Here is a 16,519-nt window from a genome sequence, read left to right as displayed (position 1 = left end):
CTGCCTACACTCCCCTGCTTACATATTGATGAAAAGACTGCCAGAACTCGCTTCGGTCGCGGTCCAGCTTCGTTTTGGTGAAATTAGCCGCTTTGGCAAAATTGCGGCTCGCCTGCTCCAGCATCCAGTCCCGGTTGATAACCGTTCCCGTAAGCAGAGCGGCCAATTGTTTATCCTGGCCCGGCTTGAACAGGCAGCCCGGATCGAGAAGCTCGGGAATGCCTCCGGCCGTCGAGCCGATGACGGGACAGCCCCTTCCCATCGCTTCGATTGTGGCCCGGGGAAGTCCTTCCTGGAAGCTCGGCTGGATGTAGATGTCCACGCTGTCCAGCCAGCCGAACACCGCGCTTCCGCTTGGAAGGACGCCGTCGAACTGGACGTTCTCCTGCAGCCCGAGGCTGCCCGCCATCGCGATCCATCGCGACTTGTCCCCGTCCCCCAGAATGCGGAACTTGAACGGGGGCAGCTGGCTTTTGATCCGCGCCAGGGCATTCAGGGCGGTGTCGATGCCCTTAGTTTTGCCGTTTAACGAACCGATCAAACCGATCGTGACCGGCGTTTTCATGCTGCGGATCCGCTCCAGCCTTCTTTGCAGCACGTCCTCGCCCATTTCGGGAAGCTCGACGTTCGAGCACGATTGGGTGCGGCCGCTCGGGCACGGGTACCTTTTCTGCAAAAACTGCTCCGTGACGTAGATGGCATAGGGGGCTTCCTTGACGTCGGACTTCGTTTTCCACGTGGCGATCGGTGCGTACAGCTTGCCCTGCACGCTGCCGTAGTTCCACAAACCGTCCCAGGCGCAGGCTACAACTTCGACCGCAAACGGTTTGCCCAGCTTCTTGGCAATGGCGATCGCTTCGGAGCCGATTTCGCTCGGCAGCCGGGCGATCACCGCGTCCGCTTTCATGACCGCTTCCGTCAGCACGCGCTCGACGTAGCCTTTTTTCGTAATTTTATTAACGGGATTGCTGAGGGAGGGCAGGACGATAAAGTTGACGCCCGCTCCGCTCGACAAGCTTTTCTTCTCCATTTCATGGGCGGAGGTCATTCTCTTGCCCCGGGACACGACCGTGAGAGAGTCGAATACGGAAAGATACCTCTCCCATACGGCGTAAGGCAGCTTGCCGCTTGAGTAAAATTTCCCCGAATCCGTAAAGTAAAACGTATGATCATGTGCCCACAGAACGTTCATAGTGACCCTCTTTTCTGATTGACTTAATGATTTTGGCCGGCACACCCGCCGCCACTGTCATGGAGGGAACCGGTCTGGTTACGACCGCTCCCGCAGCGACGATAGAACGGCTCCCGATGCTTGCGCCCGCCAAGACCCTGCATCCGCAGCCGATCCAGACATCCCGGTGAATGTGGATTTTGGAACAGACGACCGGATTGTCGCGGATGGGAAGAGACTCGTTCTCCCAGCTGTGCTGGAAGGAGATCAGCGAGCTCTGGTGCGCGATGGACACTTCGTCGTCGATCTGAATCTCGCCGCACGCGTCCAGGTAGCACTGCTTGTGGATGCTGACATTGCTGCCGATCCGCAGGCGCTCCCAGTATTTGATCTCCACCGACCGGCCGACGAAGACATTGTCCCCGCAGCTCAGCGTCAGGCACTTCAGCAGACAGTACCGCATCGCCACTCCCGCCGTGTCCGGCAGAAGATCGGTCAGCGTCCAGGCGTATTTAAGCGCCGGCCTCGGGAAGAGACGGAGAATGCGGATGACGATGTCCAGCACCGTTTTGAATTTGTGAAACCGGTCTCGGCCTCTCATGAATTCCTCTCCTTTTGTCGCGGATAGACTTTAGCCATTTCAGCGTCCAGCCTGCCGTATAAGCTTGAAACATATACAACAGGGGCAGAATGGGCAGCTTCTTGCGCACCATGTTATCCCCGATCGTGCCGACGCCGTATTCCAGATCGCGTCCCGTTACGGTCATGTAGCCGACGAGCACCAGCGTGCAGGCATAAGCGAAGAGCAGCACCACGACAATTCCGTAAAACGCCCTCGTCTCTTTATATCGGATAAACATCAGCACCGCAAAAGCAAGCGCCACGAGCATCGCGACGGCTTCCATGGAACGGTACATCACGTTCGTTTCCCAATTTTCCGGATTAACGGGATTGGGGCTCAGGAACAGGAAGGCCGTCAGCAATACCGCATTGACGATGCCCAGTCCGCCGATTTTGACGGCGAGCACGCCGGCCGATACGACCAGCATGGCGACCGCGGTTTTGAATCTTTTCGTAAACAGCAGGTAAAAGCAAAGCGTGTACACGATGGCATAATCGCGCAGGCCGGTTGCGTACAACATCACGAGCAGGAACAAAACATACTTCCGCTTCAGCAGCAGATGCGTGCAGTACAGGCCGAGCGCCACGCAGGTGACGTCTTTTGCAAAAAGCGAAGTCATTATCATGAACGACGGGCTGACGAACAGCCCCAGAATGATCCAGCCTTCATACATTCGGCGGTTTGCCTGCTCATAGCCGAAAAACGATCGGTTCAGCGCATAGATCAGATAAGCGATCCAGATCAGCATCACCGAATTGTACGTAATGATGACAAGCGGATCGGACACGTCGAGAAATTTAAAGAACGGCATATACATCAGCCCGAAAATCGGGTATGCCGATGAATTGAACAGATAAGTCGAAATATGCTCAAAGGCGTAATGCAGAAAATCACCCAGTCCCAGGTACGTGACGACCTGCTCGTAATAATGATTTTCGTCGGGTCCGGCCAAGGGAGTCGCCGTAAGCGCATAAACGAACTTCCCGATCAGCATCACGCAAAAGCCGATATACAGCAGGAACGGCTGATCCGGCCAACGGATCATGCAGAAAAGCGGCAGAAGCAGCACGAAAAAAGAAATGATTCCCATGCGCTCATCCAGCAGAAAAATTCCTTTTTCCAGAAGCAGCATAAGGAGTACATATCCGATCACGAACAGGTTCCGAAGGGGAGGCGCTCCCTTCGGCAGCCCGGTTGCGGGGCTATGGCGCCGCAGCGTACATCCGCTCCAGTCTCCGCACACTTGTCTGAATGTCGTATCCGCACTCCTGCAGCGCCTCCAGCCGGACGGGCCAGTCCAGCCGCGATCCGGCGGTTTTCTCCCGGATCGCCCCGGCCCACGTATCGGCCGATTCGTTCAGGGACAGCCGGCTGACCAGCCCCAGGTTCAGGTCCGCTTCTGCGGGCACCTGATCGGAGATGAGGCACGGAACGCCCGCAGCCTGCGCCTCGATGACCACGATGCCGAGTCCTTCGTACAGCGAAGGCAGCAGGAACAGGTCGAAGGCTCCGATCAGCTCGGGGATGTTCTTGCGCACCCCAAGCAGGTGCACATGGTCCGCGATTCCCAGCTCGCGGACCCGGGCTTCCATCTCGCTGCGCAGCGGTCCGTCCCCGATCAGCACAAGCCGGGCGTCCGGACGGATCCGCAGGAAGCGGGCAAAGATCTCGAGCAGAAACCGGTGGTTCTTCTGCTCGCTGAATCTTCCGATGTGCCCGATCACGGGCACATGAGGGTCCGTGACCCCGACCGCTCTGCGGTAAGCCGAGCGGTCTCTCTCCAGCTGCCCGTAGGGCTGGACCTGGATCGAGTTCGGGAACACGACGACCCGCTCGTCCCGCCAGCAGTCGGGCCCGAAAAGCGCTTCGCAGGCGGAGCGGGAGCAGCCGAGCATCGTCGTGGAGTTGCTGCGGATCAGTCCCCGCATGTACTTGCGGTAGAGGCTACGCAGCCACGATTCCCGCTTGCTGTCGTGCGTGTTGTGGCTGTGGCTGATTCGGACCGGCACGTTCATCTCTCCGGCAAGCTTCAGCACGTAGCCGCTGAACTGGTAGATGTGGCTGTGCACGACCTGATACGGCCCGTGTTCCTTCAAGTTGGCGAGGAAAGCACGGCGGAAGGCGCGCAGCCCTTTTTTCGGATGGGGCTGTCTGAAAATACGGCCTCCCAGCTCGATGATCTCGTCATCGTAAAATCCTTTTTCCTCAAATTGTACGGCAAAATGAAACTCATACTTGTCCCGGTCTATCGTCCGGTACAGGTTCATCAATAGCGTTTCGATCCCGCCGGGATGCATTTTTCCGACGACGTGAAGAATTTTCGTTTTAGGCTTCATGCAGAATCCTCCCGACGTAAGTAACAAGCTCCCGTTTTTTCTGGTTGACGATCCGTACGGAGCCTTCGTGACGGTTCTTCTCCGGGACAAGCCCGGCAAGCACTGCTTTGGGATCCGTACGGAAATCAAGCACGTGCCCGGAGAGGCCCAGATCTTTAAAAATGCTCGCGAGCTTTTTGTCCCAGGCAATGCCGTAGGTCGGCTTGCCGAAGGAGATGGCCGGGATGCACGCATGCAGGCGCTGGGCGATTACCGTATCGCAGTCCCGGATGCTCTCGACCAGATCCCCGACATCGCCCGGATAAGGGGCGAATTCCACGCCGGGCATTCCGGCCAGCCGCGGTTTGACGTAACGTTCCACGAAGGCGTTGTCGGTGTCCGCCCCGTTCGTAAAGACCCGGACGCGGCTGCCGCCGTCGGTCGCCCCTTTCGCCAGACTGTACCACCAATCGGCGCAATCGTCCCGTTCCCATACGTAAGGGGAATGCCGCCTCATTTCGTTGGGGTCCATGATGCCGAGCCCGACGGTATGGACGGAAGAGGACTTTGCGCCCCCGGCTGCATGCCTTCCCGGAAATGCTTCCAGGGTAACGAGCGCCGGATCGGATAAAGCCACGGCTTTGTGGGCCAGAGACGGGGCAATGGAAAGTAAATAAGCCAGCGAATCTTCGTCGCGGACTGAAATCGTTTTGGCGTAATGCAAAATATCGGTAAACCACTTCCGGGCCAGAAAGCTCCAAGGCCCTCTCATGCCGACGAACACGACGTGAAGCGGCTTGCCCTGTCTCTTCACTTCCCGGACCAGTCGGCGCATGGCGATGGGAAACGACAAGTACGTGTCGATAAACAAATGTCCTCCGCCGATCAGCACCGCATCCGCCTGCGTGACAAGTTCGCGGATCTGCTCGCCGAGCACGGCGTCTTTGCGCTTATGGACCGAGTACGATTTCATGTAGCGCAGAAAATCCGGCGTCAGCTTTTTTTTCACGCTGACTTCGTTCAGCTTGTAGTCGCGGGTTAGAGCGGGTCCTCCATCCGTTCGCTGAACGGAACCGCTGCGGGCCGGAGTCTCTCTGTACAGACCGGCCGTCAAATCAAAGTTGGTGACGGTATATTCCCCGCAGGTGCGGATCAATTGGTTGACGGTCAACGCGATTAGACCGTCTCCCAGGTTCGTCGAATGGGGCACGCCCGCAAGCAATATATGTTTCACGTTAGTTCCCTCGCTTTTTGTTGGCGGTTATCCAGGCAAACATCCCGATCGAGATATTAAGCTTGCGCCGGATAACGATCACCATGGCTGTTTTCCAGCAGACGGTGCAGAGCAGATTCGTAATAGCGGCCCCCAGCATGCCGAAGGCGGGGATCAGGGCAAGGTTCAGCACGATGTTCAGCACGGCGGAACCGGCCAAAATCCGGCCCAGTGTTTTCTGCTGCCCCGTCATCGTCATCAGCGTGCCCGTCTGCCCGCTGAAAGCGGAGACGAGCTGGCCGGTGGACAAAATCAGCAGCGCCAGCGATCCCCGTTTGAACTCTTCTCCGAACAGGCCGAGAATGGGATCGTTCAGAAACAGGAAGGCGACATAGATGACGCCCGCAAACAGGAATCCCGCCAAATTGCTCAGGCTGAGCACATGCTGGAGCTGCTTGTCGTCCTTCTTGGCGTAGGACTCCGAGATGAAAGGAGCCGCCGTCATGTTGATAGCCGTCAGACCGAACGAAACGAGCGTCGCGATCCGGATGGCCGCCCCGTAAATCCCCGCCTCGGTCGTCCCCTCCATCCAGCCGAGCATCAGCACGTTAAGCTGGCCCAGCACGAGGTACATGCCCGAGACGAACATAAGCGACAGGGAGACGTTCACCCACTCGCGGGTGTTGTAGGCGGTGTCCGCTCCTTGGATCTTCGGAGTCAGCCTGCGCTTCAGCACCCATGCGCCTATGGCGTAGGACACGGCCATGGCGGCCAGGAAGAGCAGCATGGCTTCTCCCGCTCCGGCTTTCGTGTCTGCGATGGCGTTGTAGAGAAACAGCAGCGCGATGAACACGACCGGGCGGATGATTTTCTCCGGCAGCTGCGCGTGCAGCATCTCCTTCAGCGCCTGAAGGGAGCTTTGGCGGAGCAGGGCCAGGGCCATCACCGGTATGCCGAGCAGGCCGGCTATGTAGGTGTAGAGCAGTTCGCCGTTCATGGTTCCGCTCATCAGAAGCACGACGAGGAGCGAAATGACCGTTACGGCCAGCGACAGTCCCGCCGTGATCTGATTCGCCCGGCGGAGCAGGCCTTTCACCTCCGCCCACTGCCCGTGCGCCCGGTAGGACGCAACGTAGCGGACGATGGCGGTGTCGAACCCGAGCTTCGTCGGGAAAACAAGGAACGTCACTACCGTGGTGACGAACGAATAGTAGCCATAGCTGACGGCGCCCAGTTGTCTGGCCAACAGGATTTGCAGAATCAGCGCGATGCCGATTCCCCCCACGTTGACCAGGAAGGACAGCGAGCTGCTTTTCATCAGCATTTTCGATAAAGAACGCTGTGTAAGTGGTTTCGCGGTTGTATTCATACTCATCCCGGTTTCAATTCCATTCCTGCTTGAGTTTTAAGAAACATTGCGGTAGGTCGGCACCAGATGCTGAAGCAGCGCGCGGATTTCTTCGGGATCGCTGCCGAGCACGCGTTCAAGCCGGCGCATTTCGAACTCCAGCTCGGTCCGGTTGATATTCATCGGCTTCCCGATAAATATCCGGTCGTGCATCGTGGAAGACATGCCTTCCTCGCTGGTCAGCAGCTCCTCGTACAGCTTCTCGCCCGCGCGGATACCGGAAAATTCGATATCGATATCGACGTTCGGTTCATAGCCGGAAAGCCGGATAAGGTCGGTCGCCAGATCGACGATTTTAACGGGTTTGCCCATGTCGAGAATGAACACTTCGCCGCCTTTGGCGAAAGCTCCGGCCTGAATCACGAGCTGCACCGCCTCCGGAATGGTCATAAAATAGCGCACCATCTCGGGGTGGGTCACCGTCACCGGGCCTCCCCGGGCGATTTGGTCCTTGAATCTCGGGATCACGCTGCCCCGGCTGCCCAGTACATTCCCGAAGCGGACGGCCACAAATTTCGTCTTGCTGTGCTTATCCAGACTCTGAATAAACATTTCCGCGATCCGTTTGGTCGTCCCCATAATGCTCGTCGGGTTGACGGCTTTGTCCGTGGAAATCAGCACGAAACGCTCCGCGCCGAATTCGTCCGCGCATTCCGCTACGTTTTTGCTGCCGAATACGTTATTCTTGATCGCCTCCGACGGGTTGCGCTCCATGAGCGGCACGTGCTTGTGCGCTGCGGCGTGGAAGACGACCTGCGGGCCGAATTCGCGGAACACGTCCGCAATGCGGGTCCGGTCCTGCACATCGGCGATCACGGTTTCGATCGGAAGATTCGGGAACAGCCGGCGCATTTCCATCTCAATGCCGTAAATGCTGTTCTCGCCGTGGCCGAGAAGGAGCAGCCGGGCCGGTTTGAACGGGGCTACCTGGCGGCAGAGCTCGGAGCCGATAGACCCGCCCGCGCCGGTGACCAGCACGATTTTGTTCTGTACGTAATCGGCGATATTTTGTAAGTCCGTCTGGATGGGATCGCGCCCCAGCAGGTCTTCCACCTGCACGTCGCGCATCTGGTTGGCCGCCATTTTACCCTGGATGTATTCCTGGATGTGCGGAATGATTTTCAGACGGGCTTTCGTCGTTTTGCAAATATTGATAATGTCCGAAATCTGCGTCTTCGACACCGAAGGCAGCGCGATGATAATATCGTCGATCCGCTGCTCTTCCACGATCCGGGGAATATCAAGGCGGTTTCCCATGACCGGTATGCCGTGAAGCTGAAGCTTCTGTTTGTAGGGATCGTCATCCACGAAGGCGACCGGCTTCATCATGAAGCTGTCGTTGTGCGCAAGCTCTTTCACGAACATGACTCCGCAGCTCCCGGCCCCGACGACAAGCGTCCGCTGGGCGGGCTTGCCGCCCCGGGACCTTGAGCTGCCGTAAAAATTGTCGCAGAACACGCGCCAGACAAACCTTGAACCGCCCAGCATAAGCAGGATGCCGTTCAGATTCTGGAGGAACATGTACAGCGTGATCTCACCGGCGGATAGGAACGACGTCACCGCATACGAGATCAGACAGGAGACGATGACCGCTTTGGCGATCGCTACCATTTCACCGACGCTGGCATACTGCCAGATCCGGTTATAGAGCTGGAAGTAGAACATCGCGCACGCCAGCGAGATACCGGATACCAGTGTGTAGAGCATAATGACACTCATGACTTCCTGCGGGATGCCGCCCCGGAAATGCGCCAGGAAAGTCAGATAAATGCTCGCCCATACGATAATCATGTCAATCAGGACAAGCATGGGCGTCCGTTTAGAATAACTCATCTTTTCCCCTCCCTTAGTGTTGGAAACCATTTTGATAAAAGGATGATGAATCTAAATGGATGCAGCCGCCGTTTCCCAAGCAAATCAGCTGCTGTAATCGTAATACGTGTTCATCTTGGCGTCCTTGCGGGCGACTTTGTTCAGCACGACGCCCAGTATCCTTGCATGGACGAACTGCAGGCTGTCCCGCGCTTTCTGCACCAGCTCGCGTTTGACTCCGCCCGCGTTAACGACGAGCACGACGCCGTCGCACTGGGTCGCCACGACCTGAGCGTCACTGACGGCTAGGACGGGAGGCGTATCGATCAGAATCACGTCGAACTCCTGTTTGAGCCGCTCCAGCAGATCCGTCATCCGTCGGGAACCGAGAATCTCGGACGGGTTAGGCGGTACGGTGCCGCAGGTCATGACGTACAGGCCCGGGATATCCGTCTCCTTGAGCGCTTCCTCCACTTCGGCCTGGCGCGTCAACACATCCGTCAATCCGGTGCGGTTCGAGAGGCCGAACGTGCGGTGAGCCGTCGGTTTGCGCAGGTCCGCGTCGATCAGCAGCACCTTTTTGTCCGTTTGGGCGTACACGACGGCCAAGTTGTCGATGGTCGTGGACTTCCCTTCCCAGGGACTTGCGGAGGTGACCATCAGCGTTCGGATTTCTCCATCCACCCCGGAGTACTGAATGTTCGTCCGCAGCGTGCGGTACGTTTCGGATATCGGCGACATGGGATTGCTGTGAGCGATAATCGGTCTCTGCTTATTGGATAGGGACACCGGATGCTTCACCTACTTTCTTCCCGATCGGGGTGCGTTTGGGTTTCATATCTCCGGCCCGTATTTCAGGGACCGCTACAAGGGTCGGAAGGCCGAGATAGTGTTCCACGTCTTCCTCCGTTTTCAGGGTATCGTCAAAATATTCGAGTGCGAAAACGAGTCCGATCGCGAACATGAGCGAAGCCAGGAAGCTGATGGCCACGTTAAGCGGCACATTCGGCTTGACCGGCGCCGGCGTTTTGGCCGGGTCCGCCTCATGGAGCACGAAGACGTTGTCGATTTTCATAATGTTCGGAATCTGCTTCTGGAACATCTGCGCCACCGTGTTAATCATCTGAGCCGCTTTGGAGTAGGAAGCATCTTCAAGGCTCAGCGTAAAAATCTGCGTATCGCTGACCGAACTGAACTGGATACGCCGCATAAGATCGTCGGAGGTAACTCCGTATTCCGGATGTTCCTTGACGACAAGATCCATAATCGCCGGCGTTTTGATAATTTCTTTGTAAGTGTGGATCAGGGAAATATTCGTGTTGATCGCATTCATATCGAGCCGCAGCATTCCCTGGTTATCCGCTGGGGAGTTGACGATCAGCTTCGTGGAAGCCTGGTAAACGGGCTTTAAGTAATATTTGCTTACGACGCCGGTAATCAGACAGCCCGCCGCCACGATCAGCAGAATAAGCCAGAGCCTTTTACGGAGGACAGCCAAATACCGTTTAATTTCAAAATCTATACTCACCGAACTGAATCCCTCGCTTTCCTTTGGTACCCGTATGACGCGGCCCGATGAGGGCCTGCGAACAGCAAGCTGCTTTTCTACATGCTTCACCGCATTAAAACAATGGTTAATTGCCGCTTTGTAACCTTAAAGCACAGAGGTGCGACATTCAGCGGAACATCGCAAAAATCCTTCGGGGCCTGCCTGCGACCGGCTCCCTTTTTTCCAAAGGAAGATCGTTCGCTACCCGGATGGCGTTCCGGCGGCAGTATTCCGCGTAATCCCCGCCTATCTTCGCCTCTATCTTCTCATAGGCTTCACTCAGCCTGAACGGCCTGCGGACCAGATCGTGCGCATCCGACGCAACCAGATGAATCAACCGGCGGGAGCAAAGCTCATAGGCGAGCGACTGTACTTTCGAGCCGAATGTGCCCAGGATGGAATCCGAGGTGAGCTGAAATACCGCTCCCCATTCCGCAAGCTGCAGCAGCTTGTCCGGATCTCCCGCAACCTCCGCATTCCTCTCGGGGTGCGCAATTACGGGCACGAGTCCCAAAACCGAACATTCATGGCAGATCTCGGCCAGCTCCGCAGGAAGGGAGTAAGCGGGACATTCAATCAGCAGATAACGGGTTCCCCCAAGCGTGAGCAAAGTATCCTCATACCAGTCATTGATCAGATTCGGGGTAACGCGGATCTCCTGGCCGCTTTTAACGTGAAGCGGAATGCCATGCTCCAATAAGGACGCATTCAGCCCGGCTACCGCTTCTTCAATGTCTGCGGAGGGGGTGAAATAGCGGCTCGTCCGGTGATGAGGCGTAGCGAAAACCGTCGATATTCCATTCGACACCGCCATTCGCGCCATTTCGAGTGATTGCTCCAGGCTGCCTGGCCCATCATCCAGACCGTGAAGGATGTGTGTATGGATATCGATCATTCATTTTCCCTCCAGATCCGAATGTTACTAAAATTATGTCACAAAACGTATGGATTGCATGAGGGTGTATAGTTATAAATTCATGTAGTTACTCTTGCTTATTTTACAAAGCGAAGTATGAGCTGGATTTCCTGTTTGTTTTTGTTTTTATTTATCTCTTTTTCCAGTTATTTATAATTATTAAGCAGTATTTTACGGTTAAAATGCTTTCTTCTGCCGCTTGCAAGGTACAACGAATCAGACCTTTATCTCTACAAGGTCACAGTCCGTTCATGCTTTTTTTCCACCCGAGAAGCCCCCTAATGCTTTTAAAAGACTGGCTCCGCGGGCTTTCGGGGGGTCGTAAACGAATTTTTAACAGTTGATACCAAAGACAGGTCCCAGGGAAAGCCGTTCGGCTCAATTTCGGATTTAAGGGTGGGACGGGGTAACTAACCTAGGTCTTAGGGATGGATTTAGGGGCTGAAAAGGAACCGGATTTAATTCCCACAATTTTACTTGGAATAGTCCCGGCCTGTACCTACCTCTTCCGAAAACCGGGACAAAACTCGTTTTTTCGTCCCAGTCTTCCGGGCAATACCGCTACTAAATTCCCGTCCGGCATGAGCTTTGCATGCGGAAAAGTCGACATTGGGCTCTCCCGTGAAGACTCAACCCCGCGGAAACCGCCGTTTTTCGGCCGGTTCAGGTTATATTTGCCTCCGGTCAGTGACTTTGGACACAAGGAGGCGTGCGCCTTCCTTCTTTCAGCCCAATCCGACACGGTCTCAAGAGCTGTTTTTTGCAAGCGTTTCCATTCAAATTTTTAGGGGGTTCTCCTGTACTTTCCTTTTAGTGTCCAAAAGCCCGCCCGGCTTCCCGCCGGCCAAAAGAAAAAAGCCGCGCGCGGCGGCTTCTCTTTCAACCCCAATTATTCTGTTCATCTGTGCGATCGGAACTTATCGGAACTTGCCGGATTGCTTGCCGGATTATTGGTCAGAGGAAGTAAACACGGCTTTCCCGGGGATATACAGGATTTGGCCGGGGCTGACTTCCTGATCCTCCAGCCGGTTGTAGAGCTGAAGCTCCCTCGGATTGATCTCATACCGTTTGGCGATAAGATCCAGTGAATCTTCCTTCTGAACGATGCACATCGTCACTTTGCGGAACTGCTGATCCTCTTTTTCCGTTTGGATAAAAAGTTTTTTCCACTCCAAGGCATCCGCTTTGGATTCTTCCGAACCCGCGGCCGAGGCGTATTCCCGCTCATCCTTTTCGGTCCGTTCGTAAGAAGATGCACCGCTGCCTGCACCGTTTGCAAAGAGCGACTGAAGACCGGAACCTCCGGACGACGGCGAGTCCTGCTGCTTCTTGCTTCCGAACGCCACCTTCAGTTCCTTCGTTTCTTCCTGCACGGCAGGCTCTTCATTGGCGAATACCTCTAAGCTCTCCTCGGCGGGAGCGGAAGCAATCACCTGCTCTCTCTCGGGCTCGATAACTTCCGCCTCGACGCCGAAGGCCGGAGCCGGTTCCTCCCGCTCCGCCTGACCGGCCGCCTCCTGCTCCGCCGGGGAAGCCGAAGCAGGGTCCGCCGCCTGGGCAAGCGGCTGCTGCCCCGCAGCCGCAGACGGCGTGCGCTGCTCCTGCGCCTCTTCCTCGCCCGCGCTGCGGTAAGAGCGCTCGGACGAGAGCTGGTTCATCGTCAGCTCGCCGAAAGACCGGTCCGCATACGAAGCGGACGAATCCGCCTGCGGCGGAGGGGACTTCGGCGCGGCCAGCCGGTCCCAGGCGCTTGGCGCCGGCCCGGACGGCGCCGCAGCCTGGACCTCGGGCTGCTCTGTCCGCGTCTCGCGCAGCCACGGGTTATCGGCCTTGTGCGCGCTGCCCGGATAAACCGGAGCCTGAGGCTGGGCCTGATACTGGGGCTGGGGCTGGGCCGATGTCGTCGGCGGCTGCAGCCTCGCCTGCCCGTCCGCCGCAGCCGCATATTCCGTCTGCTGGCGAAGTTCGAGTTCTTCGGCTCCACCGGCAGGTTCCCTCCACTGCTCTGCCGGAGCATTTTGCGGGGCGGAAGCCGTTTCATGCACGAAAACAACCTCATCGTCCTCTTCGCTCCAGCCGCCGGCTTCATAAGCCATCTCCACCCCGTGCAGAGAAAGAACCCCGGTCACATTCAAGCTCCGTGAATTCAGTACGTCCACATCAAACGTTTCGATATCGACCAAAATATCCTCGATCCGATGCACCCGGCTGAGCGGCAGCGTAATCTCCACCGGAATGGAATGCTCCAGCGACCGTTTCGTTTCCTGCTCATCCAGATAGCTTCCGTTCAGCAGCAGGCTGCCTTTCAACAAAGCTTGTTCCTGCTGGGGAATCACCTCTATGCGGGGAATCAGTTCCACATCGTCCAAATCCCGTATGCTGGCGGCTCCATCCGCCAAATGTACGCGTTCGTAGATGTCGAATCGCAGACCGTTCTGCTCTTCCGTCAACGTTGCCATCCTCCCTTCGGTTGTCCTCTAGTAAAGCTGCGCCTTATCGCGGGACTCCGTTCTTTACTATGTATATGATAGAAGGAGGACGGCATGACTGCATTTTCGCATTTAGTCGTTCAATGCCGCAAGAAGCTCCCGGAAATCATCCGGATAAGGAGCATCGACAGCCAGCTCCTCGCCGGTGACCGGGTGACGGAATAGAAGGCGTGCGCCGTGCAGCGCCTGCCTTCCGAAAGCGTTCATCCGTCCGCCGTACAGCGCATCTCCGAGCAGCGGATGGCCGATATGGCTCATATGTACGCGGATCTGGTGCGTCCGCCCGGTTTCGAGGCGCAGCTCCAGCAGGGCCGCGTCTCTGAAGCTCTCTACCGTACGGTAATGGGTCACCGCCGCATCCCCTCCGGGAGACACCCGGCGGCGCGCCCGGTGATGACGGTCTTTTCCGATCGGGGCTGAAATCGTTCCGGCCGGAGGCGCCGGCAGTCCGCCGCAGACGGCCGCGTACATGCGCCCGATCGCTTTCTCTCGCATCGCTTCATCGAGCAGAAGGTGCGGCAGCTCGTACTTCGCATACAGCACGGCTCCGCTTGTATCCTGATCCAGCCGGTGAATGTGGCGGACGCCGCAGCTTTGGCCCGTGGATTCGTAATAGCCGGCCACCGCGTTCGCCAGTGTCCCTCGCTGCCCCGGCTCCGATGGATGAACCGCCATCCCCGCCGGTTTGTTAACGACAAGCAGGTAGTCGTCCTCGAACAAGACTTGCAGGTCGGTCCATTCCCCGGGCACGGGTGAAGGCTCATCGGGAAATACCTTCAGCAGAACTTTCTTCCCCTGCCGGCGGATTCCGCCTTCGCGTTCCAGCTTGCGCCACAGCTTAAGCGGAACCGGCAGTACCGCGTGGACCTCTTCCCATGCACACGCATCGCCCGGCAGCGTCAGCTCAATCCATTCCCCTTTTCTTCTGCCCGTCACGATAGCGCCCTCCCTTCCGCAGCACGACTGCCAAAGCAGCAAGCAGCACGACAAATACGAACACGATAAAGATCAGATCAATCGGAAAATCGAAGAAATAATAGCGTTTCATACGAATAAACAGCTCCGTTCGTCATCGAAAGTCTTTCCCATTTTATCATCTCCGCCTTTTAAAAGAAAACAAGCAGGCCCGGAACAGGCCCTCGTTTGTATTAACGCCATCGGCCCGCTTCACGGCAGGAGATGCAGGCTGTCTCGCGAGGCTATCTCGCGCAGCCGGATGCAAGCCCAATCGCCGTTCCTTGCGTCCGCACCAATACGCACAAAAAAATCCCCGGTCCTGACAGACCGGGGATTCATCGTACAACAGGACAAACACCATGCAAAACAGCCGGCTAAAGCCTACAACCGTTTCAAAGCTTCGCGGTTCGCCTCGATGGTCGCTTCGATGTCTTCATCCGTGTGGGCGGCCGAAACGAACATCCCCTCGAACTGGGACGGGGCTACCGAGACACCCAGATCCAGCAGATGGCCGAAGTACCGGTTGAATACGGACAGATCGGACGTTTTGGCCGTGTCGTAATTGACTACCTTCTGCTCCGTGAAGAACGGGCACACCATCGACCCGACACGGTTCAGCGTGCTGGGCACACCGATTTCCTTGGCATTGGCCAGAAACCCTTCCGCCAACCGGGCGGATTTGCGTTCGAGTTCCTCATAGACGCCCGGCTGTCCGAGCAGCTTAAGGGTGGTATACCCCGCCGCCATCGCGAGCGGATTTCCCGACAGCGTACCCGCCTGATAAATCGGACCGCTTGGAGCGATCTGCTCCATGATGTCCTTGCGTCCGCCGTAAGCGCCGACGGGCAGCCCGCCGCCGATTACTTTGCCCAGACAGGTCAGATCCGGCGTCACGCCGTACAATCCCTGCGCACAGTTAATATGGACGCGGAAGCCGGTCATCACTTCGTCGAAAATAAGCAAAGCGCCGAATTTGGAAGTCACCTCGCGCAGTCCTTCCAGGAAACCGGGCAGAGGGGGCACGACGCCCATGTTGCCCGCAATCGGTTCAACGATGACAGCGGCGATATCTTCGCCGAATTTTTCAAACACTACCTTGACGGTCTCCAAATCGTTGTAGGGAACCGTCAGCGTATTTTGCGCGACCGATTCCGGCACGCCCGGACTGTCCGGCAGGCCAAGCGTCGCTACACCCGAGCCCGCTTTGATCAGAAGCGCATCGGCATGGCCGTGATAGCTTCCCTCGAATTTCAAAATCTTGTTGCGACTGGTGAAACCGCGAGCCAGACGCAGCGCGCTCATCGTCGCTTCCGTACCGGAATTCACCATGCGCACGATATCGATGGAAGGAACGCGCTCCGCGACCAGCTTAGCCATTTCCGTCTCGATCAGCGTAGGCGCTCCGAAGCTCGTTCCTTTTTCCGCCGTCGATTTCACGGCTTCGATCACTTCGGGATGGGCATGTCCGAGAATAAGAGGTCCCCAGGAACCGATATAGTCGATATATTCGTTCCCGTCAATGTCGTACACCCGCGAGCCGCTTGCGCGCTCCATATACACCGGAGTCAGACCGACCGATTTAAAAGCGCGGACCGGGCTGTTCACCCCTCCGGGGATCACTTGTTTAGCTTCAGCAAAAGCAGCCGCGGACTTCGTATCGTTGCGTTTGTGATTCAGTTCCATAATAGCCGGATACCTCCTGGTTTCAGTTATCAGTAAACTTAATCGGGCGGGCACCGTCAGGCGGATGCGGTTAAACCGCGGCCCGCCGCCTCCCGTCTTGACAAAAGCCGGAACGCTTCAAACGAACAAAGGCGGTCCGGCTTCTGCTTGTCAGTTGTTTCTATTATACACGCTTCCGCATGCGATTGCTTTAAGAGAGGCACACGGCATTCGCTGCCGCCGCGCCGCGCGCGTTCGCTTTGAGATTAGTCAGCATTTGCTTCTTATCGGCAAACGGTTTCGTTTTAATGCGGAGCGGAGCGAACTGCGCGACGTCGACTTCGTCCATAAGCGTCACGTGAGGTGTCGTATGCTTGGATTTAACCAAGGCACTCGCGATCACTT

15 protein-coding genes are annotated in these 16,519 nt (G+C 56.8%); all 15 read right to left on the bottom strand.

The annotated features are described in order from the left end of the window. Positions 1 to 4: 4 nt before the first annotated feature. Positions 5 to 1,192 (bottom strand): glycosyltransferase, encoded by a 1,188-nt coding sequence (locus AC2TF6_RS07280; RefSeq protein WP_217558212.1) that lies wholly within the window; start codon positions 1,190 to 1,192, stop codon positions 5 to 7. Continuing rightward, on the bottom strand, positions 1,170 to 1,772 hold the full coding sequence (locus tag AC2TF6_RS07275) for an acyltransferase (protein ID WP_491310495.1): 603 nt from the start codon (positions 1,770 to 1,772) through the stop codon (positions 1,170 to 1,172). The genes AC2TF6_RS07280 and AC2TF6_RS07275 overlap by 23 nt, the downstream gene beginning before the upstream one ends. After that, on the bottom strand, positions 1,684 to 2,946 hold the full coding sequence (locus AC2TF6_RS07270) for a hypothetical protein (protein WP_491310494.1): 1,263 nt from the start codon (positions 2,944 to 2,946) through the stop codon (positions 1,684 to 1,686). The genes AC2TF6_RS07275 and AC2TF6_RS07270 overlap by 89 nt, the downstream gene beginning before the upstream one ends. Positions 2,947 to 2,995: 49 nt before the next feature. Next, the gene (locus AC2TF6_RS07265; protein ID WP_491310493.1) at positions 2,996 to 4,129 is read right to left on the bottom strand and encodes a glycosyltransferase family 1 protein; all 1,134 of its coding nucleotides are present in this window, start codon (positions 4,127 to 4,129) and stop codon (positions 2,996 to 2,998) included. Beyond that, a complete protein-coding gene (locus AC2TF6_RS07260; RefSeq protein WP_491310492.1) occupies positions 4,119 to 5,342 on the bottom strand; it encodes a polysaccharide pyruvyl transferase family protein in 1,224 nt (407 codons plus the stop codon). Before AC2TF6_RS07260 ends, AC2TF6_RS07265 begins: the two co-directional genes overlap by 11 nt. A 1-nt stretch (position 5,343) precedes the next feature. Further along, positions 5,344 to 6,696 (bottom strand): flippase, encoded by a 1,353-nt coding sequence (locus AC2TF6_RS07255; protein WP_491310491.1) that lies wholly within the window; start codon positions 6,694 to 6,696, stop codon positions 5,344 to 5,346. A gap of 30 nt (positions 6,697 to 6,726) precedes the next feature. Further along, on the bottom strand, positions 6,727 to 8,562 hold the full coding sequence (locus AC2TF6_RS07250; RefSeq protein ID WP_009675059.1) for a polysaccharide biosynthesis protein: 1,836 nt from the start codon (positions 8,560 to 8,562) through the stop codon (positions 6,727 to 6,729). Positions 8,563 to 8,646: 84 nt separating this feature from the next. Continuing rightward, positions 8,647 to 9,330, bottom strand: coding sequence for a CpsD/CapB family tyrosine-protein kinase (locus AC2TF6_RS07245; protein ID WP_491311607.1), 684 nt, complete (start codon positions 9,328 to 9,330; stop codon positions 8,647 to 8,649). Then, a complete protein-coding gene (locus AC2TF6_RS07240; RefSeq protein WP_009675062.1) occupies positions 9,314 to 10,069 on the bottom strand; it encodes a YveK family protein in 756 nt (251 codons plus the stop codon). Before AC2TF6_RS07240 ends, AC2TF6_RS07245 begins: the two co-directional genes overlap by 17 nt. Before the next feature lie 148 nt (positions 10,070 to 10,217). Beyond that, complete coding sequence (locus tag AC2TF6_RS07235; protein WP_491310490.1) at positions 10,218 to 10,985, bottom strand: tyrosine-protein phosphatase; 768 nt, start codon at positions 10,983 to 10,985, stop codon at positions 10,218 to 10,220. Positions 10,986 to 11,953: 968 nt separating this feature from the next. Beyond that, positions 11,954 to 13,465, bottom strand: a complete 1,512-nt coding sequence (locus tag AC2TF6_RS07230) for a LysM peptidoglycan-binding domain-containing protein (RefSeq protein WP_491310489.1) — start codon at positions 13,463 to 13,465, stop codon at positions 11,954 to 11,956. A 102-nt stretch (positions 13,466 to 13,567) separates the two neighbouring features. Continuing rightward, positions 13,568 to 14,431 carry an RluA family pseudouridine synthase gene (locus AC2TF6_RS07225; protein ID WP_491310488.1) on the bottom strand — a complete coding sequence of 288 codons (864 nt, stop codon included), beginning with the start codon at positions 14,429 to 14,431 and terminating at the stop codon, positions 13,568 to 13,570. Continuing rightward, positions 14,400 to 14,543 (bottom strand): hypothetical protein, encoded by a 144-nt coding sequence (locus tag AC2TF6_RS07220; protein ID WP_009675069.1) that lies wholly within the window; start codon positions 14,541 to 14,543, stop codon positions 14,400 to 14,402. Before AC2TF6_RS07220 ends, AC2TF6_RS07225 begins: the two co-directional genes overlap by 32 nt. A 290-nt stretch (positions 14,544 to 14,833) precedes the next feature. Further along, a complete protein-coding gene (hemL, locus tag AC2TF6_RS07215) occupies positions 14,834 to 16,135 on the bottom strand; it encodes a glutamate-1-semialdehyde 2,1-aminomutase (RefSeq protein ID WP_491310487.1) in 1,302 nt (433 codons plus the stop codon). A gap of 190 nt (positions 16,136 to 16,325) precedes the next feature. Continuing rightward, complete coding sequence (locus tag AC2TF6_RS07210) at positions 16,326 to 16,517, bottom strand: 2-oxo acid dehydrogenase subunit E2 (RefSeq protein ID WP_491310486.1); 192 nt, start codon at positions 16,515 to 16,517, stop codon at positions 16,326 to 16,328. Positions 16,518 to 16,519: the final 2 nt, after the last annotated feature.

This window comes from Paenibacillus sp. JNUCC 35, assembly GCF_058269095.1.
Note: the sequence above shows the minus strand (reverse complement) of the source record. Positions and strands in the feature narration are given on the sequence as shown.